13 protein-coding genes are annotated in these 17,350 nt (G+C 59.0%); 7 read left to right on the top strand and 6 right to left on the bottom strand.

The window, feature by feature from the left end; translation table 11 throughout:
• Window positions 1–76 precede the first annotated feature (76 nt).
• The 3 genes from ASC96_RS23545 to ASC96_RS23535 all read right to left on the bottom strand — a co-directional run bounded on the left by ASC96_RS23545 (window position 77) and on the right by ASC96_RS23535 (window position 2,804).
• Entirely contained in the window at window positions 77–1,393 is a 1,317-nt protein-coding gene (locus ASC96_RS23545; RefSeq protein WP_060505496.1) for a M23 family metallopeptidase, read from the bottom strand.
• 98 nt (window positions 1,394–1,491) lie between these two features.
• Window positions 1,492–2,319, bottom strand: a complete 828-nt coding sequence (locus ASC96_RS23540; RefSeq protein WP_060505495.1) for a ferritin-like domain-containing protein — start codon at window positions 2,317–2,319, stop codon at window positions 1,492–1,494.
• 2 nt (window positions 2,320–2,321) lie between these two features.
• The gene (locus ASC96_RS23535) at window positions 2,322–2,804 is read right to left on the bottom strand and encodes a peroxiredoxin (RefSeq protein ID WP_060505494.1); all 483 of its coding nucleotides are present in this window, start codon (window positions 2,802–2,804) and stop codon (window positions 2,322–2,324) included.
• A 364-nt stretch (window positions 2,805–3,168) separates the two neighbouring features.
• On the opposite strand from ASC96_RS23535, the gene ASC96_RS23530 reads away from it, so the two are divergent.
• A complete protein-coding gene (locus tag ASC96_RS23530; protein WP_060505493.1) occupies window positions 3,169–6,567 on the top strand; it encodes a DUF3971 domain-containing protein in 3,399 nt (1,132 codons plus the stop codon).
• A gap of 53 nt (window positions 6,568–6,620) precedes the next feature.
• On the opposite strand, the gene tyrS is transcribed toward ASC96_RS23530, so the two are convergent.
• Window positions 6,621–7,874: a tyrosine--tRNA ligase gene (gene tyrS / locus ASC96_RS23525; RefSeq protein ID WP_060505492.1), complete on the bottom strand. Its 1,254-nt coding sequence runs from the start codon at window positions 7,872–7,874 to the stop codon at window positions 6,621–6,623.
• Between the two features lie 131 nt (window positions 7,875–8,005).
• Here tyrS and ASC96_RS23520 point away from each other — a divergent pair, with 131 nt between their 5' ends.
• Both ASC96_RS23520 and ASC96_RS23515 read left to right on the top strand, forming a co-directional pair.
• Window positions 8,006–9,160: an anhydro-N-acetylmuramic acid kinase gene (locus ASC96_RS23520; protein ID WP_060505491.1), complete on the top strand. Its 1,155-nt coding sequence runs from the start codon at window positions 8,006–8,008 to the stop codon at window positions 9,158–9,160.
• Between the two features lie 105 nt (window positions 9,161–9,265).
• Complete coding sequence (locus tag ASC96_RS23515) at window positions 9,266–10,459, top strand: GGDEF domain-containing protein (protein WP_060505490.1); 1,194 nt, start codon at window positions 9,266–9,268, stop codon at window positions 10,457–10,459.
• A 60-nt stretch (window positions 10,460–10,519) separates the two neighbouring features.
• On the opposite strand, the gene ASC96_RS23510 is transcribed toward ASC96_RS23515, so the two are convergent.
• Together ASC96_RS23510 and ASC96_RS23505 are read right to left on the bottom strand one after the other, a co-directional pair.
• Entirely contained in the window at window positions 10,520–11,233 is a 714-nt protein-coding gene (locus ASC96_RS23510) for a DNA helicase (RefSeq protein WP_060505489.1), read from the bottom strand.
• 301 nt (window positions 11,234–11,534) lie between these two features.
• Window positions 11,535–12,212 (bottom strand): alpha/beta hydrolase, encoded by a 678-nt coding sequence (locus ASC96_RS23505; protein ID WP_037130387.1) that lies wholly within the window; start codon window positions 12,210–12,212, stop codon window positions 11,535–11,537.
• Window positions 12,213–12,436: 224 nt separating this feature from the next.
• On the opposite strand from ASC96_RS23505, the gene ASC96_RS23500 reads away from it, so the two are divergent.
• The 4 genes from ASC96_RS23500 to sufD all read left to right on the top strand — a co-directional run bounded on the left by ASC96_RS23500 (window position 12,437) and on the right by sufD (window position 17,339).
• Window positions 12,437–13,603: a cysteine desulfurase family protein gene (locus ASC96_RS23500; RefSeq protein WP_060505488.1), complete on the top strand. Its 1,167-nt coding sequence runs from the start codon at window positions 12,437–12,439 to the stop codon at window positions 13,601–13,603.
• Window positions 13,604–13,749: 146 nt separating this feature from the next.
• Window positions 13,750–15,219, top strand: coding sequence for a Fe-S cluster assembly protein SufB (gene sufB / locus ASC96_RS23495; RefSeq protein ID WP_060505487.1), 1,470 nt, complete (start codon window positions 13,750–13,752; stop codon window positions 15,217–15,219).
• Between the two features lie 78 nt (window positions 15,220–15,297).
• Complete coding sequence (gene sufC / locus ASC96_RS23490) at window positions 15,298–16,053, top strand: Fe-S cluster assembly ATPase SufC (RefSeq protein WP_060505486.1); 756 nt, start codon at window positions 15,298–15,300, stop codon at window positions 16,051–16,053.
• A gap of 11 nt (window positions 16,054–16,064) precedes the next feature.
• On the top strand, window positions 16,065–17,339 hold the full coding sequence (sufD, locus tag ASC96_RS23485) for a Fe-S cluster assembly protein SufD (RefSeq protein WP_060505485.1): 1,275 nt from the start codon (window positions 16,065–16,067) through the stop codon (window positions 17,337–17,339).
• The last annotated feature ends 11 nt before the right edge of the window (window positions 17,340–17,350 follow it).

Below are 17,350 nucleotides of genomic sequence, written 5' to 3'. Positions count from 1 at the left end.
AAAAATGGACTACCAACAACAGGATAGCAGCAAATTGCATCCTGTTGCGTCAAGAGCAGCAGCGCAGCTGCCAAGTTCAATTGATGTAGTGGCTGAGCTTAATGCCTGCCGTCAGGAAGCGCATCGGATCGACGGCCTCGCCATTCAAACGTACCTCGTAATGCAGGTGCGGACCAGTGGAACGGCCGGTGCTGCCGGAACGGGCAATGGCCTCGCCGGTGGTAATCTTGTCGCCGGCATTGACCAAAATGGTCGACAGATGCGCATAGCGGGTGGTGATGCCGTTGCCATGGTCGATTTCAACCATATTGCCGTAACCGCCGGTCTTGCCCGCAGTGATCACCGTGCCGGGAGCCGTTGCAAGGATGCGAGTTCCCGTCGGAGCCCGAAAATCGATGCCGGCATGTAGCGCCAACCGGCCAAGGAAGGGGTCGGGCCGATTGCCAAAGCTGCTGGTAATGTCGCTTGCCGGCGACGGATTGTTGAAAGGTAGCTTCCGTGCCTGGCTGCGAACACTTTCGAGGCGGGCAAGTGCGGTATCGAGCCCGACAAGAGAATCATCGAAGGCTTCGGCCGTTTCCGGCTCGACGAACGGACCGCCGATGGCATCCGCGTCTTCCGTGATGGGCGCGGAAGCTGCAACCTCGTCTGCGGCCACCTTTACACCGGTACGCGCAAGGATGGTCATGATGGCATCGGTGGCTTCCGATGCGCCTGCCGTGAGGTTATCGATACGAGCTTTCTGTTGCTGCTCGATATCCTTGAGCGACAAGGTTACCTTCGAAAACAGACGGTCGGCCCGGTCGGACATGCCTTCCCGTCCTTTCGGGGCGGATTGCGGCGCATAGGCAAGCGCCGTCTTCTGTTCTGCTGCCTTGCCACCCAGGCCCATCAATCGTTCAATAGCCTTGACGCCACCGCTGGCATCGGCCCGCTTTTCGTAGGCGAGGGGTGTTATCTCTGGCGGCTGAACGTCCTTCTCCGCGATCCCGGATTCCTCGGCACGGTCGAGCAATGTTCCAAGGCGGCCGTGGCGCGATGACAGCGCCATTTGTTGCTGCAGCAGCTTTTCGACCTTGTCTTCGACGACTTGCTGATCGAGGAGCTGGCGGCTGGTGACGCGGTCGACCTGCGCCCGCAAGGCGGCGATCCTGTCTTCATATTCGTACTGCATACGCGCCTGGCGCGCCATCGTGCCGCCGATCAGATCATCGCGCAGTACCAGATAGGACGTCGCGGCAAGATAGCCGATCGAAAAAACCGAGATGGCGCAGACCGAAAGTGCGGCCATCCATGGCTGAAAGGTCATGTGGCGAACCTTATCGCCGCTTGCCAGAATGATGATGTGTTTTTGCGCGCGCTTGCCGAAAACCTGGCTTTCCGTAGACACCAACTCACCCCCAACGCGTGCGATTCTGCCTGTCCTGATAGGCGCGATTAGACACTGTTAAGGTTAATAAAGCCTTGCCTGAGGGGTTTTGTGGTGACGTCTCAGGTGTTTACGGAGGCCGTCATCGACCGGTAGAAAGATGGCGTCAGGCCGGCTTCAGCGCGAGCGATGTCGTTGAATGGTGCTTTTAGAGGACCGCGAAAGTTGGCCCTGACCAAAGCCTGAAACGCGGCGGCTGGGTCTTTCTTCTGCCGGGCGCAGAGGAAACGGAACCATTTGGCGCCGACAGCCACATGGCCTTTTTCGTCCTCGTAGATCACGTCGAGCACCGCGGCGCTTTCCAGATCGCCGGCCTCCCGCATCTTCGCCTGCAGGGCCGGTGTCACGTCGAGACCGCGCGCCTCGAGAATCAGCGGCACCACCGCCAGCCGTGCCGTGAGGTCGTTGCGGGTGTCATGGGCTGCCTGCCAGAGCCCGTCATGGGCGGGCAGGTCGCCATAATCGGCGCCGAGCTGGCGCAGACGATCGCGCACCATGCGGAAATGCTTAGCCTCCTCGAAGGCCACCTTCATCCAGCCGTCGAAAAACGAATTCGGAACGGGTTCCGTGGCAAAGCGGGCGACGATATCAAGCGCCAGATCGACGGCATTGAGTTCGATATGGGCGATGGCGTGGAGGAGGGCGATCCGGCCTCGGTCCGTGGTCAGCGCGCGCTTTGGCATTTGTCTTGGCGGTATCAATTCCGGCTTTTCAGGCCGTCCGGGCCGGTCAGGCACGGTCACATCGAGCGGTGAGCGCAGCGACAGGGTTCTCTCACTCCAGCGGCGTGCCGTTTCCTGGGTCAAAAGTGTCTTGATATCCAGATCTGCGGCGCGGATCGCGCGAACTGCCCCATCACGCAGACTTCGGATCGCCGGAAGGCTTGTCATTGTCATGCCGTTTCGTTGGCAAGGTTTTTGGCGGCGGCCAGCACCTCTTCGGCATGACCGGCGACCTTCACCTTCGGCCAGATGCGGCGGATGACCCCATCCGGACCAATCAGCAGGGTTGTCCGCTCAACTCCCATATATTTGCGGCCGTACATGCTTTTTTCGACCCAGACGCCATAGCTGTTCAAGACTGCCAGATCTTCATCCGAGGCGAGGATGACGGAAAGATCATATTTCTTCGCGAATTTGTCGTGCTTCTTCACCGAATCGGGAGACATGCCAATCACCACCGCTCCAGCTGCCGAAAATTCACCCAGAAGCCCGCTAAAGGCGATCGATTCGGTGGTGCAGCCGCTGGTGTCATCCTTCGGGTAGAAGAAAAGTACGACCGATTGTCCCTTGAAATCCTTTAGCGAAACGGTTCCGCCGCCGTCGCGGGGCAGGGTAAAGTCTGGTGCGATTGCGCCTTCGGTCAGGTTCGCCATGGTTATTCCTTTTTTCTGGGGCATGTGCCGCAAAAGTTTGTCGCATGAGGCATATCCAATTGGAGCCCGGCCCGTCCAGCGCCGCAGGGACGGATGGATGTTTCGCGCACAGGGAAGATGCTTGGAACGGCAGACATCGTTTGCCCCGGGATCGTTCTTTAACTACTGTGTCACGGATGCAAAATGCCCAAAGACGCTTCGATACGCCCTTGGCATTCTCGAGCGATAACATGAGATAAATCAACCACGTACGACGTGCGTACGGCGTCATGGCATGGAGTCGCCTAATGCCGCGCGATGGAATCGCAGCAGATGGGAAATACCGCATGATTCTTTTTCACACTTCCGGAGGCCGCCGGCGCTGATGAATGAAATCCGCGGCGAAAAAGTATCGTTTCGCAAGGAAGACATTGTCGTTCTGCATTCCCTGCCATCGGCGCAGGCCCATGACCCATGTATCGTTCACGCACCGAACAAACGTGGGATTTCCCATTTCGTCTTCACCGTAACGTCAGTCGTTGCCGCGATTATTCTTCTGCTTGGTGCAGCGCTTGTGGGGGCCATTGAAGGTGGGTTTCTTGACGAGCCGTTGAATGCGCGGGCGCAGACCGCACTGAACTCAGCGCTCGGCAGCGGTTATCATGCCGAGGTCGGCAGTACGGTGTTGCGGGTGACGTCGAATGGTGCGCTGGCGCTGAAGGCGCGGGACGTGACTCTGGTGGATAACGCCTCCAGCAAGCGCCTGGTCACCACCAATTCCGTCTTTATCGAACTCAACCCACTGGCTTTGGTGACCGGTCGGGTTGCCGTTTCGCGGCTTGAGGCTGAAGGCGCGGTGCTTGACCCGTCGCTGCTGCCGCAGGGCAAGCCGATCGATCTGACGACCATTCGCATTGCCGATGTTGCCGGAGGGCTGGAGGTCGCTTTCGACCAGATAGACCGGATCTCGCAACTGATCGGCCACAGCAATACCGAAACCGTGCGCATCGCTGATTTGCGATTGTCGTTTGCCGGTCCTCGCCAGCGTATCGTCCCCGTCGTGGTGGAGGCCGTGGATTTCAAGCGCACAGCCGATGGCTCGATGCAGATTGACGGCGCCTTCTCTATCGACGGACAGTTATCGGAACTGCATCTTCGCGCCGACCGGCAAAACGGGCGGATCACGACGCTCGACGGTTCCGCCGCCGGTTTGCCCCTGTCGGCCTTCCTGCATCGCAATGATTCTGCGACGGAACTTGCCTTCGGGATCAGCAGCAGCGCCGATTTGACCATCAAGGCAACGCGCGGTGGTGAAAACACAACACCGACACTGCAGTTGAACGGTCGTACCAACGGTGGCGCATTCGATGCAGGCGGGTTCACATCCGAACTCAAGCCTTCCGAACTCAATGTCAGCTATGATTTCGCCCGCGAAAGAATCGAAATTCTGCCCTCGATGGTGCGTGTTGGCCGGTCGACTTTCCCGTTTACCGGCGCGATTGCCGATCTTGATCCGGCAGTTCTTGCCGGGAAAAAGGGCTTTTCAGTCGATCTCCTGTTGCAGGCCGCCAGTTCGTCGCCGGTCGATGTGTCCGAGGCGCCTCTGATATTCGATGCCAAGGCGCAGGGACGTTACCTGTCGGAAAGTCATCAGCTGGTGTTCGACGAACTGACGGTCGCAAGCGGGCTCGGGACGGCTGCGGGTTCGCTATCCATGACCTTCGGGAATGCCTCGCCACAGATCAGCTTTGCCCTCCTGACCAGCAAGATACAGGCTGCGGCCGTGAAACAGCTCTGGCCCTGGTGGGTGGGCAAGACAGCGCGGCGCTGGGTGATCAACAATATCTTCGGCGGCACGGTGACGGACGGCAAGATCGAGGTGTTCCTGCCGATGGGACGCATTACACGTACCGTCGGGCCTATCGACCTGAACGCCGAGGAACTAAGCGTTCAATTCAACATCGCCGATACGCGGGTCAATCTGGCCGGCGATATCCCGCCATTGCGCGATGCTGCCGGTGCCTTCAAGCTGAAGGGCGAGCGTATGGATGTGGAGATCCAGCGCGGAACGGCCTATTTTCCTTCGGGGCGCTCTGCCACGGTGAATGGTGGCAATTTCGTCATCCCCAATACCTACGAAAAACCGCTGATTGCCGAAATGAAACTTGATGTCGGGGGGCAGGCAGATGCAATCGCTGAACTTGTCAGTTACCGGCCGATTCTCGCGCTGCAGCGAACCCCTTTCAAGCCGGAGGATTTTTCCGGCGAGATGACAGCCGAGGTCGGTGCGCGGTTCGGTCTCGTCACCGCCCAGAAACCACCGCCGCCACAATGGCAGGTGCAGATGCAGCTGGATGGCGTGACCGTCAACAAACCGTTTGCCGGACGCGCCATCTCCGACATCAAGGGGACAATGCGGATCGACCCCAACCAGGCGGTGCTGGAGGCAAAAGCCGATATCGATGGCGGAGAGATGGATATTTCCGTCGTCGAGCCTGTCGGGGCTGGCAGCACGGTTTCGCGCAAGCGCGAGATTTCCGGAATGCTCAACGATGGCGAGCTTGCCAAGATGGCCCCCGGACTTGCCGGCATCATCAATGGACCTGTTGCGCTGGATATCTTGATCAACGACAACGACCGGCACACGGTTTCGGCCGATCTTGGTAATGCCTCCATTTCGCTTCCCTGGATCGGCTGGTCGAAAGGCGCAGGTATCGGCGCCAAGGCGACCTTTTCGGCATCCACAGCTGACGGCATCACGCAGATTGATGATCTGAAGCTGAACGGCGACGGCTTCGGCGCTGCGGGTTCACTCGTTCTCGACAAATCCGGTTTGAATTCCGGAGAGTTTTCCTCGGTTCAACTCTCCAAAGGCGATAACTATGCCGTCAACATCAAGCGCCAGAAAGGTGGCTTTGCCGTTGCCGTCAATGGCATGTCTGCCGATATGCGGCCGGTCATCGAAAGCCTGCGCAGCGGATCAGGCGATGGGGACGGAAATGGTGACAGCAAGCGGATAGCCATTAATGCAAACCTTCAACAGGTGACTGGCTTCCACTCCGAGACATTGTCGAATGTCAATCTGAGCTACGCGGCGAGGGGTAAGCAGATTGATGCCGTCGATCTGACGGCGGTCACCGACAGCGGTCAGGCCGTGGTCGCCAAGTTGACGAAAAATGGTGCTGATAACACGCTGGAACTGACCAGCGGCGATGCGGGCTCTCTGGCGCGGTTTGCCAATATCTACAGCAACATGCGTGGCGGTCTTTTGAACCTCAAGCTGCGAGATCGCGGCGGCAGTTCCTGGCGTGGCAACATCGATATCCGCAAGTTTTCGCTCGTCAACGAAGCACGGCTGCAATCCATCGTCTCCACACCGACCGGCGCTGATGGCAGAAGCCTCAACCAGGCGGTGAAGAAGAATATCGATGTCAGTTCGGCCCGCTTCGAACGCGGCTCCGCCAATGTGGCGCTCGACAACGGAACGATTGCAATCGACAGCGGGGTGGTGCGCGGGGTTGATGTCGGCGCCACGTTCCAGGGCACGGTGCGCGACGCAAATGGCAATATGGACATGACCGGAACATTCATGCCGGCCTACGGGCTCAACCGTTTGTTCGGGGAACTGCCGTTGATCGGCGTGCTCCTCGGCAATGGCAGGGATCGCGGCCTGCTCGGGATCACCTTCAAGCTGGTCGGCCCGTTCGCCAAACCGAACCTGACGATCAACCCCTTGTCGATCATTGCGCCCGGCGTGTTCCGCAGCATCTTCGAATTCCAATAAAAAAACCGGCGGGGTCACCGCCGGTTTGGGTTTCACTCGATGTCGCGCGTATTTCAAGCCGGACGGACGAGGATGTGCTTCTTCTTGCCGAGCGACAGCTTGATGACGCCATCTGCGGTGACGTCACCGGTGCCGATCACCTGGCGATCGTCGCCAACGACGGTATCGTTGAGGCGAACGGCACCGTCCTTGAGGAACTGCCGCACCTTGCCGTTGGACTCTGCCAGCCCGGCGCGCACGAACAGCGCGAGAACGCCGATTCCGGCTTCAAGTTCGGTCGCAGGCACATCGATGGATGGCAGGTTGGCGGCAAGAGCGCCTTCCTCAAAAGTCTTGCGGGCGGTCTCGGCTGCTTCTTCTGCCGCCGCACGTCCGTGCAATGTCGCGGTGATTTCAGTTGCCAGGATCTTCTTCACCTCGTTGATCTCGGTACCGGCCAACTGTGAGAGACGTGCGATTTCGCCCATCGGCAGCGTTGTGTAGAGCTTGAGGAAGCGCGACACGTCGGCGTCTTCGGTATTGCGCCAGTACTGCCAGAAGTCATAGGCCGACATCATGTCCGGGTTGAGCCAGATGGCGCCGTTGACCGATTTGCCCATCTTGGCGCCCGACGATGTGGTCAAAAGCGGCGATGTCAGTGCGTAAAGCTGCGGCGTTCCCATGCGGTGGCCGAGATCGATACCGTTGATGATGTTGCCCCACTGGTCGGAGCCGCCCATCTGCAGGCGGCAACCGGTGCGCTTGTAAAGTTCGACGAAATCGTAGGCCTGCAGGATCATGTAATTGAATTCGAGGAACGAAAGCGATTGCTCGCGGTCGAGCCTGGTCTTGACGCTGTCGAAGGCCAGCATGCGATTGACCGAAAAGTGGCGGCCGACATCGCGCAGGAACTCAAGGTAGTTGATGCCCAGCAGCCAGTCGGCATTGTTGATCATCAGGGCGTCTTTTGGCCCGTCGCCGTAGGTCAGGTAGTTGGAGAACACCGATTTGATACTGGCGATGTTGGAGGCGATGGTTTCTGGCGTCATCAGCTGACGCGCTTCGTCCTTGAAGGACGGGTCTCCGACCATGCCGGTGCCGCCGCCCATCAGCGAGATCGGCTGATGGCCGGTCGCCTGCATCCAGTGCAGCATCATGATCTGGATCAGGCCGCCGGCATGCAGGCTCGGCGCCGTCGGATCAAAGCCGATATAGGCCGTCACGGTTTCCTTGTTGAACAGCGCATCCAGTCCGGCATTGTCGGATGTCTGGTGGATGAAACCGCGTTCATGGAGGGTGTGAAGGAAATCGGACTTGAATTCGGACATGACCTGTCTCTTTCGGTGGGCTGCTTGGAGAAGAATGAGGACTTGCTGGATATTTGCGCGGCGTTTAGCACTGTTTGCTGAAAAGTGCACGTGTTTGCATTGTGAATGTTTTCTTTGGGGCTGAGTGCGGGATGACGCAGATGAAGACGGCGATCGGGCTGATGAGCGGAACCAGCATGGATGGCATCGACATTGCGCTCATTCGAACCGACGGCCGCGACCGGGTCGAGAGTGGTGCTGCCCTCGGGATATCCTATGACGCACAGTTTCGCGATCGCCTGAAACAGGCGCTGGAGGATGCCAAGCCGATACGCCAGCGCGGGGAGCGGCCTGGCACTCTTGCGAATGTCGAGCACGAGTTGACGTTACGTCATGCCGAGGCCGTGCGAATTTTTGTCAAGAAAAACAATCTGAAGCCTGCTGATATTGATGTGATCGGCTTTCATGGCCAGACAGTGCTGCATCGTCCTGACGATGCTTTGACGGTCCAGCTCGGCGACGGCGCGTTGCTGGCGCGCGAAACCGGCATGGCCGTTGTTCATGACATGCGTGCCGACGATATGGTTCATGGCGGACAGGGCGCGCCGCTGATCCCCGTTTATCATGCAGCACTCGCGGCCAGATTGCCGGGAGAATTCCGCTCCGACCGGCCGGTTGTGTTCGTCAATATCGGCGGCATCTCCAACCTGACTTTTGTCGGCACTGATGGGACCCTCGTTGCCTATGATAGCGGCCCGGGCAACACGCTGATCGACCAATGGGTCGAGGCGCATGCCGGAATTCCCTACGATCAGGGGGGCATGATCGCCAGCGAGGGACGTGTTCTGACCGGCCTGGCGGAACGCTACCTGGCAAATCGGTTTTTTTCCGGGACCAAGCGCCGCTCGCTCGATCGTAACGATTTTTCGCCTCCTGCCGGGACTGATGCGAACCTCGAGGACGGCGCCCGCACGCTTGCCTATGTCACGGCTGCCGCCATCCTCAGATCCGCGCAGCACCTGCCGGAACGGCCGGGCACCTATATCATCTGCGGCGGAGGGCGGTTGAACCCGATCATCATGCGCGATCTCGCCGACCTCGCGTTGCGCGATGAAGCGACGGTCGTTTCCGCCGAGGCTGCCGGCCTTGATGGCGATGCCATGGAGGCGGAGGCATGGGCCTATCTTGCCGTGCGCTCACTCAAAGGATTGCCGCTGACGTTTCCCGGTACGACGGGCGTAACTGAGCCGGTCACCGGCGGGGTCTTCAACGCCGCCGTGGGCTCGTCGCCATCGGTTTCCGATTAACGTTTCTTTTGCCCGGCATGGGTACCATTCATACGAATCTGCGATGCCTTTTCGGCATGGTGGAAGAGAACGCGCGGCGGGTGCGGACTCGAAACGGACGTAGAGATGAACGGCGCGCTTTTCCTCCTGACGGTCAACTTCCTGATAGCGCAACTTTTTTGCGTGTTTTTTCTCGTCATCTCCAGACGCAGCCGCATTCCCGCTGCCGGACGCTGGTTTGCGGTCGCCTTTGCTGTTGCATCGCTGTCCGCCGTTTTTGAAGTTGCCATCCGCTATGGTGATTTCGACCGCTTCGCCAGTTTCGGCGCTTTCAGTTCTCTGCTGATCGCACTCGTGATGATCCGCATCGGCATTGGCCGGCTCTACGCGGTTCCGTCAAACATCTGGGCGACAACTACGCTTCTGTGCACTGCACTTCCCCTCAACCTGATGATCTTCGACCTGCCACGAGGCACCTTTGTGCATTCGCTTGGCTACCAGGCGCCGTTTGCCATTGCGGAATTGATGTGCGCCGTTGCGATCTACCGGTCCGGGCGCCGCGAGACGGGCGACCGGATACTTATGGCCCTGCTGCTGATCACGGCCGGGAATTTTGCCAGCAGGGTCTATTTTGCCGTGATCTTCAGCGGCGGAAGCACGGCACAGGCCTATCTTGGCAGCACCTATGCGCTGGTTTCCCAGAGCATCAGTGCCGTTCTGGTCGTCTCCACCGGGCTGACATTGCTGGCCGTCATCGTGCTTGAAATCATGGACGACGCCAAGGCAAACTCGGAAATCGATCCTCTGTCAGGACTTTTGAACCGGCGCGGTTTCGATGGAAGAGTGAACCAGATTCTTGCGCGCCCCGTGTCCGCCTATCCCCATTGCGTGATCGTTTGTGATCTCGACCACTTCAAGTCGGTAAATGATACCTACGGACATGCCGCCGGCGATCAGGTCATCCTTGCCTTTGGCCGCATGCTCGCCGGACACGCTCCGCCGGAGGCGATTTGCGCACGTTTTGGCGGCGAGGAATTTGCCATCTTTTTGCCGTCCACCAGCATGGCCACGGGCTATCTCTTCGCCCAGGGACTGCGCAATACGTTCTCATCAATGGCGATCAGCGGATTGCCGGATACGGTTCGCCTCTCGGCCAGTTTTGGCGTTTGCGCGCTCGCAGCCCCGGGTGATTCGATCGCCGACGCAATCAAGGGGGCTGACGCGGCCCTCTACGATGCCAAGAAGGGCGGACGCAACCGGGTAAACCGTGCAGGCGCGTCCACGGCCAACAGCCCGCAGGAATGGCAGGCACAGGCCTGACTGTTTTATCAGGCAGGTGGGCGAGTCGTCTGCCGGGCGATCACCCGGCAGACTGGACAATCAGGCAATCACTTGAAACCGCGCCTTGCCTTCGTGCAGGAAGCACGCCTTGGAAAAAATTCCCGTGTCGAACCGGTTGGGCAGGCGAATGTCTTGCATGCCTGGCAGCGGCTTTTCGTCAGGCCGATACGCACGATCGATCTGTGATATAAAGGCCAGAATGATCCCGGCCTTTTCTGCGAAAGCCTGAAGTGCCGCGAGTTGCTGCGAAAGCTCGGGCTTGGTTCTGCGCTGATCGAGAATCTGCAGATAGTCGATGACGGCGACCGTTCCGCGGGGGGCATCGTCAAGATGACGGATCATGTAATCGGCGCAGATATCATCATCGGTGACGATTTCCACGAGTTCACCAAGGCCAGGTGTTTCGCCTTGCAGTGACCGGATGCGTTGCCGGGTCTCATGCTCGGTATATTCGAGAGTAAAGAAGATGCCCCTGCGGCCATCACGGATCGCATCGAGCAGGAGCTTTAATCCCAGTAGCGTTTTGCCATGTCCGGGCCGGGCTCCCAGCAGGATGATATCGCCATCGCAAAGCCGGGACAGGATGTTCGTTTCGCCGGAACTTTCTGCAATTTGCGCAGCAAGCAAGCTCCATCCGGCAAAACCCTCCTGGCTTGCAATGCGATCCAAGGCGGCATGCAGGGAAATTTTTTCATCGCGGGCCAAGAGCTTGGCGCGGCGTTTCAACTGGTAGACCGGGGTGGATAGCCTCATCACAAAACCTCCATTGCGAGCAGAAAACGCAATCCCTCCTTATGCGGCGCTCGAACAGATGGCTCGATGATGGAAATACCCCGTATGAACGATACTTCCCCGATTGGAGGGAGGAGGCGCGGGCCAAGCCTGTACCTCAATCAATATCGCGAGTCGGAAATGACAACAAGACGGAAGCGCAGTGTTGCCCGGGCTGAACCGGCGGTTCTGTAATGCAAAAAAAATGGCACCTTGCGACGCTTGAGGACGCAGGGTGCCATTTGAAAAACCTAGAGCCGGGGGATACCAGCTCTTTAAGCCGTTAGCGGATGCGCTTTGCCGCCGGTTCCGGTGTCAGTTCGCCGTTCAGGCGACGGTCGAGGTAGTCCTCGCATTCAGCCATCAGCGTATCGACCTGGCCGTTGAAGAAGTGGTTGGCACCTGGCACCGTCTTGTGGGTGATCAGGATGCCCTTCTGGGCCTTCAGCTTGTCAACGAGATTGTTGACGTCCTTTTCCGGCGCCACCTTGTCGAGATCGCCATTGATGATCAGGCCGGACGAGGGGCAGGGCGCAAGGAAAGAGAAGTCATAGGTGTTCGGCTGCGGCGCAATCGACATGAAGCCTTCGATTTCTGGACGGCGCATCAGAAGCTGCATGCCAATCCAGGCGCCGAAGGAATAGCCTGCGACCCAGCAGCTTTTCGAATCCGGGTGCATGCTTTGTACCCAGTCGAGTGCCGATGCGGCATCCGAGAGCTCGCCGGCGCCGTGGTCAAATTCGCCCTGGCTGCGGCCGATCGAGCGGAAATTGAACCGGAGTGTCGTGAAGCCGCGCTTCTGGAACATATAGAACAGCTGGTAGACGATCTGGTTGTTCATCGTGCCGCCAAACTGCGGATGCGGATGCAGGACGATGGCGATCGGGGCATTCTTCTGCTTGGACGGCTGGTAACGGCCTTCGAGGCGACCGGCCGGTCCGTTGAAGATGATTTCGGGCATTGGCTCTCCGGGCTTGATTCTGGTATTAAAAACCGGCTCAGCGCTGATGCAGTCTTGACGAAAGCAGTCAGCTTTTCTAAAACCAGTTTAGAACCATTCAAAACTTTGACACGGACTTTCCGTGGCGAGTGCTGTCTCTTACGGCAAGCGAAGCGAAAAATTCAAGGAAAATGCACCGGCCGCATGCCTTTACATGGCAGCCAGTTCATCTTTGGCAAGGGAATATGGGACAAGAGCGTATCTATATGGATTGGAATGCCACCGCGCCGCTCTTGCCGGCCGCGCGCGAGGCGTGCCTTGATGCGCTTGATCTGCCTGGAAACCCATCATCGGTGCATGGCGAAGGCCGTAAAATCCGCACATTGATCGAGAATGCCCGCCGTGATGTCGCAGCCCTTTGCGGTGCCGCTGCCGCCAGCGTGACCTTTACCAGTGGTGCTACGGAAGCGGCGAACTGGGTGCTGACGCCGGATTTCCGCATGGGCAAGACGCCGCTAGCGATCGGCCATCTCTACATATCGGCGATCGAGCATCCGGCGGTTCGCGAAGGCGGGTGTTTCGGTAAAGCCAATGTCAGCGAAATTGCGGTGACGCCGGCAGGAACAATCGATCTGGCCGCCCTTGAGGCAGCCCTGGCCGTCCATGACCGGCAGTCCGGCCTGCCGATGGTTGCGGTGATGCTGGCCAACAACGAGACGGGCATTGTCCAGCCGATCGAAGGGGTGTCCCGCCTGGTCAAGACCGCCGGCGGCATCCTTGTCGTTGATGCGGTTCAAGCCGCGGGACGGTTGCCGCTGTCGATTGAGACGCTTGGTGCGGACTTCCTGATCATCTCATCGCATAAGATTGGCGGACCAAAAGGAGCCGGTGCTCTGGTGGCGCGCGGCGAAATCCTGATGCCTGCAGCGCTGATCCGTGGCGGCGGCCAGGAAAAGGGTCATCGTTCCGGAACTGAAAATCCCGCCGCGATTGCCGGGTTTGGTGCGGCAGCGCGGTTGGCGGCTGACAATCTGGAAGGCCGGATGACGGACGTTTCCGTGCTGCGCGACCGGCTGGAAGCCGCGATGATCGCAGCGGCACCCGATGTCATCATTCATGGCCGTGATGGCGTACGCATCGGCAATACCTGCTTCTTCACGTTGCCTGGATTGAAATCCGAGACCGGGCAGATTGCCTTCGATCTGGAGGGGGTGGCACTGTCTGCTGGCTCCGCCTGCTCGTCCGGTAAGGTCGGCCAGAGCTACGTTCTGTCGGCAATGGGGCACGATCCGCGCCATGGCGCGCTGCGGATTTCGATCGGTCCATCAACGACAGAGGTGGACATCGACCGGTGCGTGGAAGTCTTTACCAGGGTCGCATCGCGGCGCAGGCTTTCGGGGGCTGCGGCTTGACTCTGAATTAAATTGCGGAAATTGAATTTTCCGCTTGGCAAACGGGGTGAAAATGCCCCTTTAGCCCACTACATAGGCGATACAACGAACATAGTATCGTGCTGACAAGCTGCCGGACCTTGTATCCGGCGAGATTGGAGAACGACATGGCTGCCGTGCAGGAAACAATCGATCAGGTCGCCCTGATTGATGTGGACCAGTACAAATACGGGTTTGAGACGACGATCGAAATGGACAAGGCGCCCAAAGGCCTGTCCGAAGACATCATCCGCTTCATTTCGGCAAAGAAGAACGAACCGGACTGGATGCTCGAATGGCGTCTGGAGGCGTATCAGCGCTGGCTGACGCTGGAAGAGCCGACATGGGCGCGCGTCAACTATCCGAAGATCGATTTCAACGAGATTTACTTTTACGCCGCGCCGAAGAGCACGCCCGGCCCGACCTCGATCGATGATGTCGATCCCGAGCTTCTGCGGGTCTATGAAAAGCTCGGCATTCCCTTGCGCGAGCAGGAAATCCTCGCAGGCGTGAAGACGCCGCGCATCGCCGTCGATGCCGTGTTCGATTCCGTTTCGGTCGTGACGACCTTCAAGGAGGAGCTGAAGAAGGCCGGCGTGATCTTCATGTCGATCTCGGAAGCCATCCGCGAACATCCGGATCTGGTGAAGAAATATCTCGGTACTGTCGTTCCGACCACCGACAACTATTATGCGACGCTGAACAGCGCCGTCTTCACCGATGGTTCGTTCGTCTACATCCCCAAGGGCGTTCGCTGCCCGATGGAACTGTCGACCTATTTCCGTATCAACGAGAAGGGCACCGGCCAGTTCGAGCGCACGCTGATCATCGCGGAAGAGGGCGCCTATGTGTCCTATCTCGAAGGCTGCACGGCGCCGCAGCGCGACGAAAACCAGCTGCATGCGGCGGTCGTCGAGCTTGTTGCGCTTGACGATGCCGAGATCAAGTATTCCACCGTCCAGAACTGGTATCCGGGCGACAAGGAAGGCAAGGGCGGCATCTACAACTTCGTTACCAAGCGTGGCGATTGCCGCGGCAAGAACTCGAAGATTTCGTGGACGCAGGTCGAAACCGGCTCGGCGATCACCTGGAAGTATCCGTCTTGCATCCTGCGTGGCGATGGTTCTCGTGGCGAGTTCTACTCGATCGCCGTCTCCAACGGTCATCAGCAGATCGACAGCGGCACCAAGATGATCCATCTCGGCAAGAACACGTCGAGCCGCATCGTTTCCAAGGGCATTGCGGCCGGCTTCAGCCAGAACACCTATCGCGGCCAGGTCTCGACCCATCGCAAGGCGGAGAATGCGCGCAACTTCACCCAGTGCGACTCGCTCCTGATCGGCGACAAGTGCGGTGCGCATACCGTGCCCTATATCGAGGCGCGCAACTCCTCGGCTCAGTTCGAGCATGAGGCGACCACCTCGAAAATTTCCGAAGACCAGCTGTTCTACTGCCTGCAGCGGGGCATCCCGACGGAAGCGGCGATCGCACTGATCGTCAACGGCTTCGTCAAGGAAGTCATCCAAGAACTGCCGATGGAATTCGCGGTCGAAGCGCAGAAGCTCATCGGGATTTCGCTGGAAGGCTCGGTCGGTTAATCGCGACCCGCATTTTTGAACGTGGTGCGCCGATAGTCGCGCCAAAAATCTATTCGTTTCCCAAGAGGACGACGTAACATGCTTGAAATCAGAAACCTCCATGCCCGCATTGCCGAAGACGGTACCGAGATCATCCGTGGCCTGAACCTGACCGTGAAGGCCGGCGAAGTCGCTGCCATCATGGGGCCGAACGGCTCCGGAAAGTCGACGCTGTCCTATATCCTGTCGGGCCGCGAAGACTATGAAGTCACCGAAGGCGACATTCTTTACAACGGCGAGAGCATTCTTGAGCTCGACCCATCCGAGCGCGCTGCCAAGGGTATCTTCCTTGCCTTCCAGTATCCGGTCGAAATCCCCGGCGTTGCAACCATGCAGTTTCTCAAGGTCGCGCTCAACGAGCAACGCAAGTATCGCGGCGAAGACGAGCTTTCGACACCGGACTTCATCCGCCGGGTCAAGGATGCTGCGGCCAAGCTGCAGATCAACCCGGATATGCTCAAGCGTCCGCTCAACGTCGGTTTCTCCGGCGGCGAGAAGAAGCGCGCCGAAATCCTGCAGATGGCGCTGCTGGAGCCAAAGCTCTGCGTGCTCGACGAAACCGACAGCGGCCTCGACATCGATGCGCTGAAGATCGTTTCGGATGGTGTCAATGCGCTGCGTTCGCCGGATCGTGCGGTGATCGTCATCACCCACTACCAGCGCCTGCTCGAATACATCGTTCCCGATAGCGTCCACGTTCTCTACAAGGGCCAGATCATCAAGTCCGGCGACAAGTCGCTGGCGCTCGATCTCGAAGCCAATGGTTATGCCGACATCATTGATGCGGCTGCTTGAGGAGTGAGGCGATGAACATGCAAACGGCAATCACGATGACGGCCGCCGAGACGGCCCTCGTCGATGCCTATACGGCCCAGATCGGCGAACTGCCGGGCGAAGGCGCCGTACTGTCTGCCCGCGATAGCCTGCTGGCGAATCTGAGGCAGCAGGGGCTGCCGACGCGCCGCGTCGAATCCTGGCACTATACGGACCTGCGTGCACTTTTGCGTGTCGTTCCGGCGTTTGATCCGACGGCGTTTGCTGAGAAGGTCGACCCGCTGGTTCCGGGCTCGTCGGTGCTTTCGGTCCTGAACGGCAAGGCTGATACGCGAAACCTGCCGGCCGGTATCAATGTGCGCTCCTATGCTGAAAGCCTGATCGACGGCGTTGCCGCTGCCGATCTGGTCGAGCGCGATCAGGACGACGCGATCGGGCGGATCAATGGCAGCTTCGTGCGCGACGGTTTCGAGATCGAAGTGCCCGAGGGGACCGAGCTGGAACAGCCGGTTGAGTTCCAGCTGGTGCAGAGCGCCGGCCAGAGCCATTCGCGCTTTCCGGTGACCTTCGGTGCCAATTCCAAGGCAACGATCATCGAGCGCCATCTCTCGGTCAATGATGCGGCCAGCCTGGTTACGGTTGTCAGCGACCTGATCCTCGATGAAGGTGCTGAGATCACCTGGATTATCCTGCAGCAGCAGGGTGCAAGTGACAGCCATCTCGCCCAGGTGAATTTCGACCTCGGCACCAATGCCAAGCTGCGGCTGTTCATCATCAATGCCGGTGGCAAGCTGGTGCGCCAGGAAGTTCATGGCGTTACGACCGGCGAAGGTGCGGACTTCAAGTTGCGCGGCATCAACCTGCTGGGCGCGGAAACCCATACCGACGTGACCTTCACGCTCGGCCATGACGTGCCGAACACGACATCGACGGAAATCCTCCGCAACGTGCTGTTCGATCGCGCCAAGGGTGTATTCCAGGGCCAGATCCGGGTTGCGCCGGATGCGCAAAAGACCGACGCGAAGATGGCGTGCAACACGCTGCTACTCTCCGACGACGCCGATTTCTCGGCCAAGCCGGAGCTGGAAATCTTTGCCGACGACGTCCAGTGCGGCCATGGTGCCACCGTCATCGACATCAACCCGACGCATCTCTATTACCTGCGTGCACGCGGCATTCCGGAAAACAAGGCCCGGGCCATGCTGGTCAACGCGTTCGTCGACGAGATTGTCGAGGAACTCGAAGACGAGGGACTGATCGAGACGCTGGAAACGATCATCGCCGCCTGGCTCGAAAAGCACGCCTGATTGGATCATGG

Source organism: Rhizobium sp. Root1204 (assembly GCF_001424965.1).
In the GTDB taxonomy this organism is placed as follows: domain Bacteria; phylum Pseudomonadota; class Alphaproteobacteria; order Rhizobiales; family Rhizobiaceae; genus Pararhizobium.
Note: the sequence above shows the minus strand (reverse complement) of the source record. Positions and strands in the feature narration are given on the sequence as shown.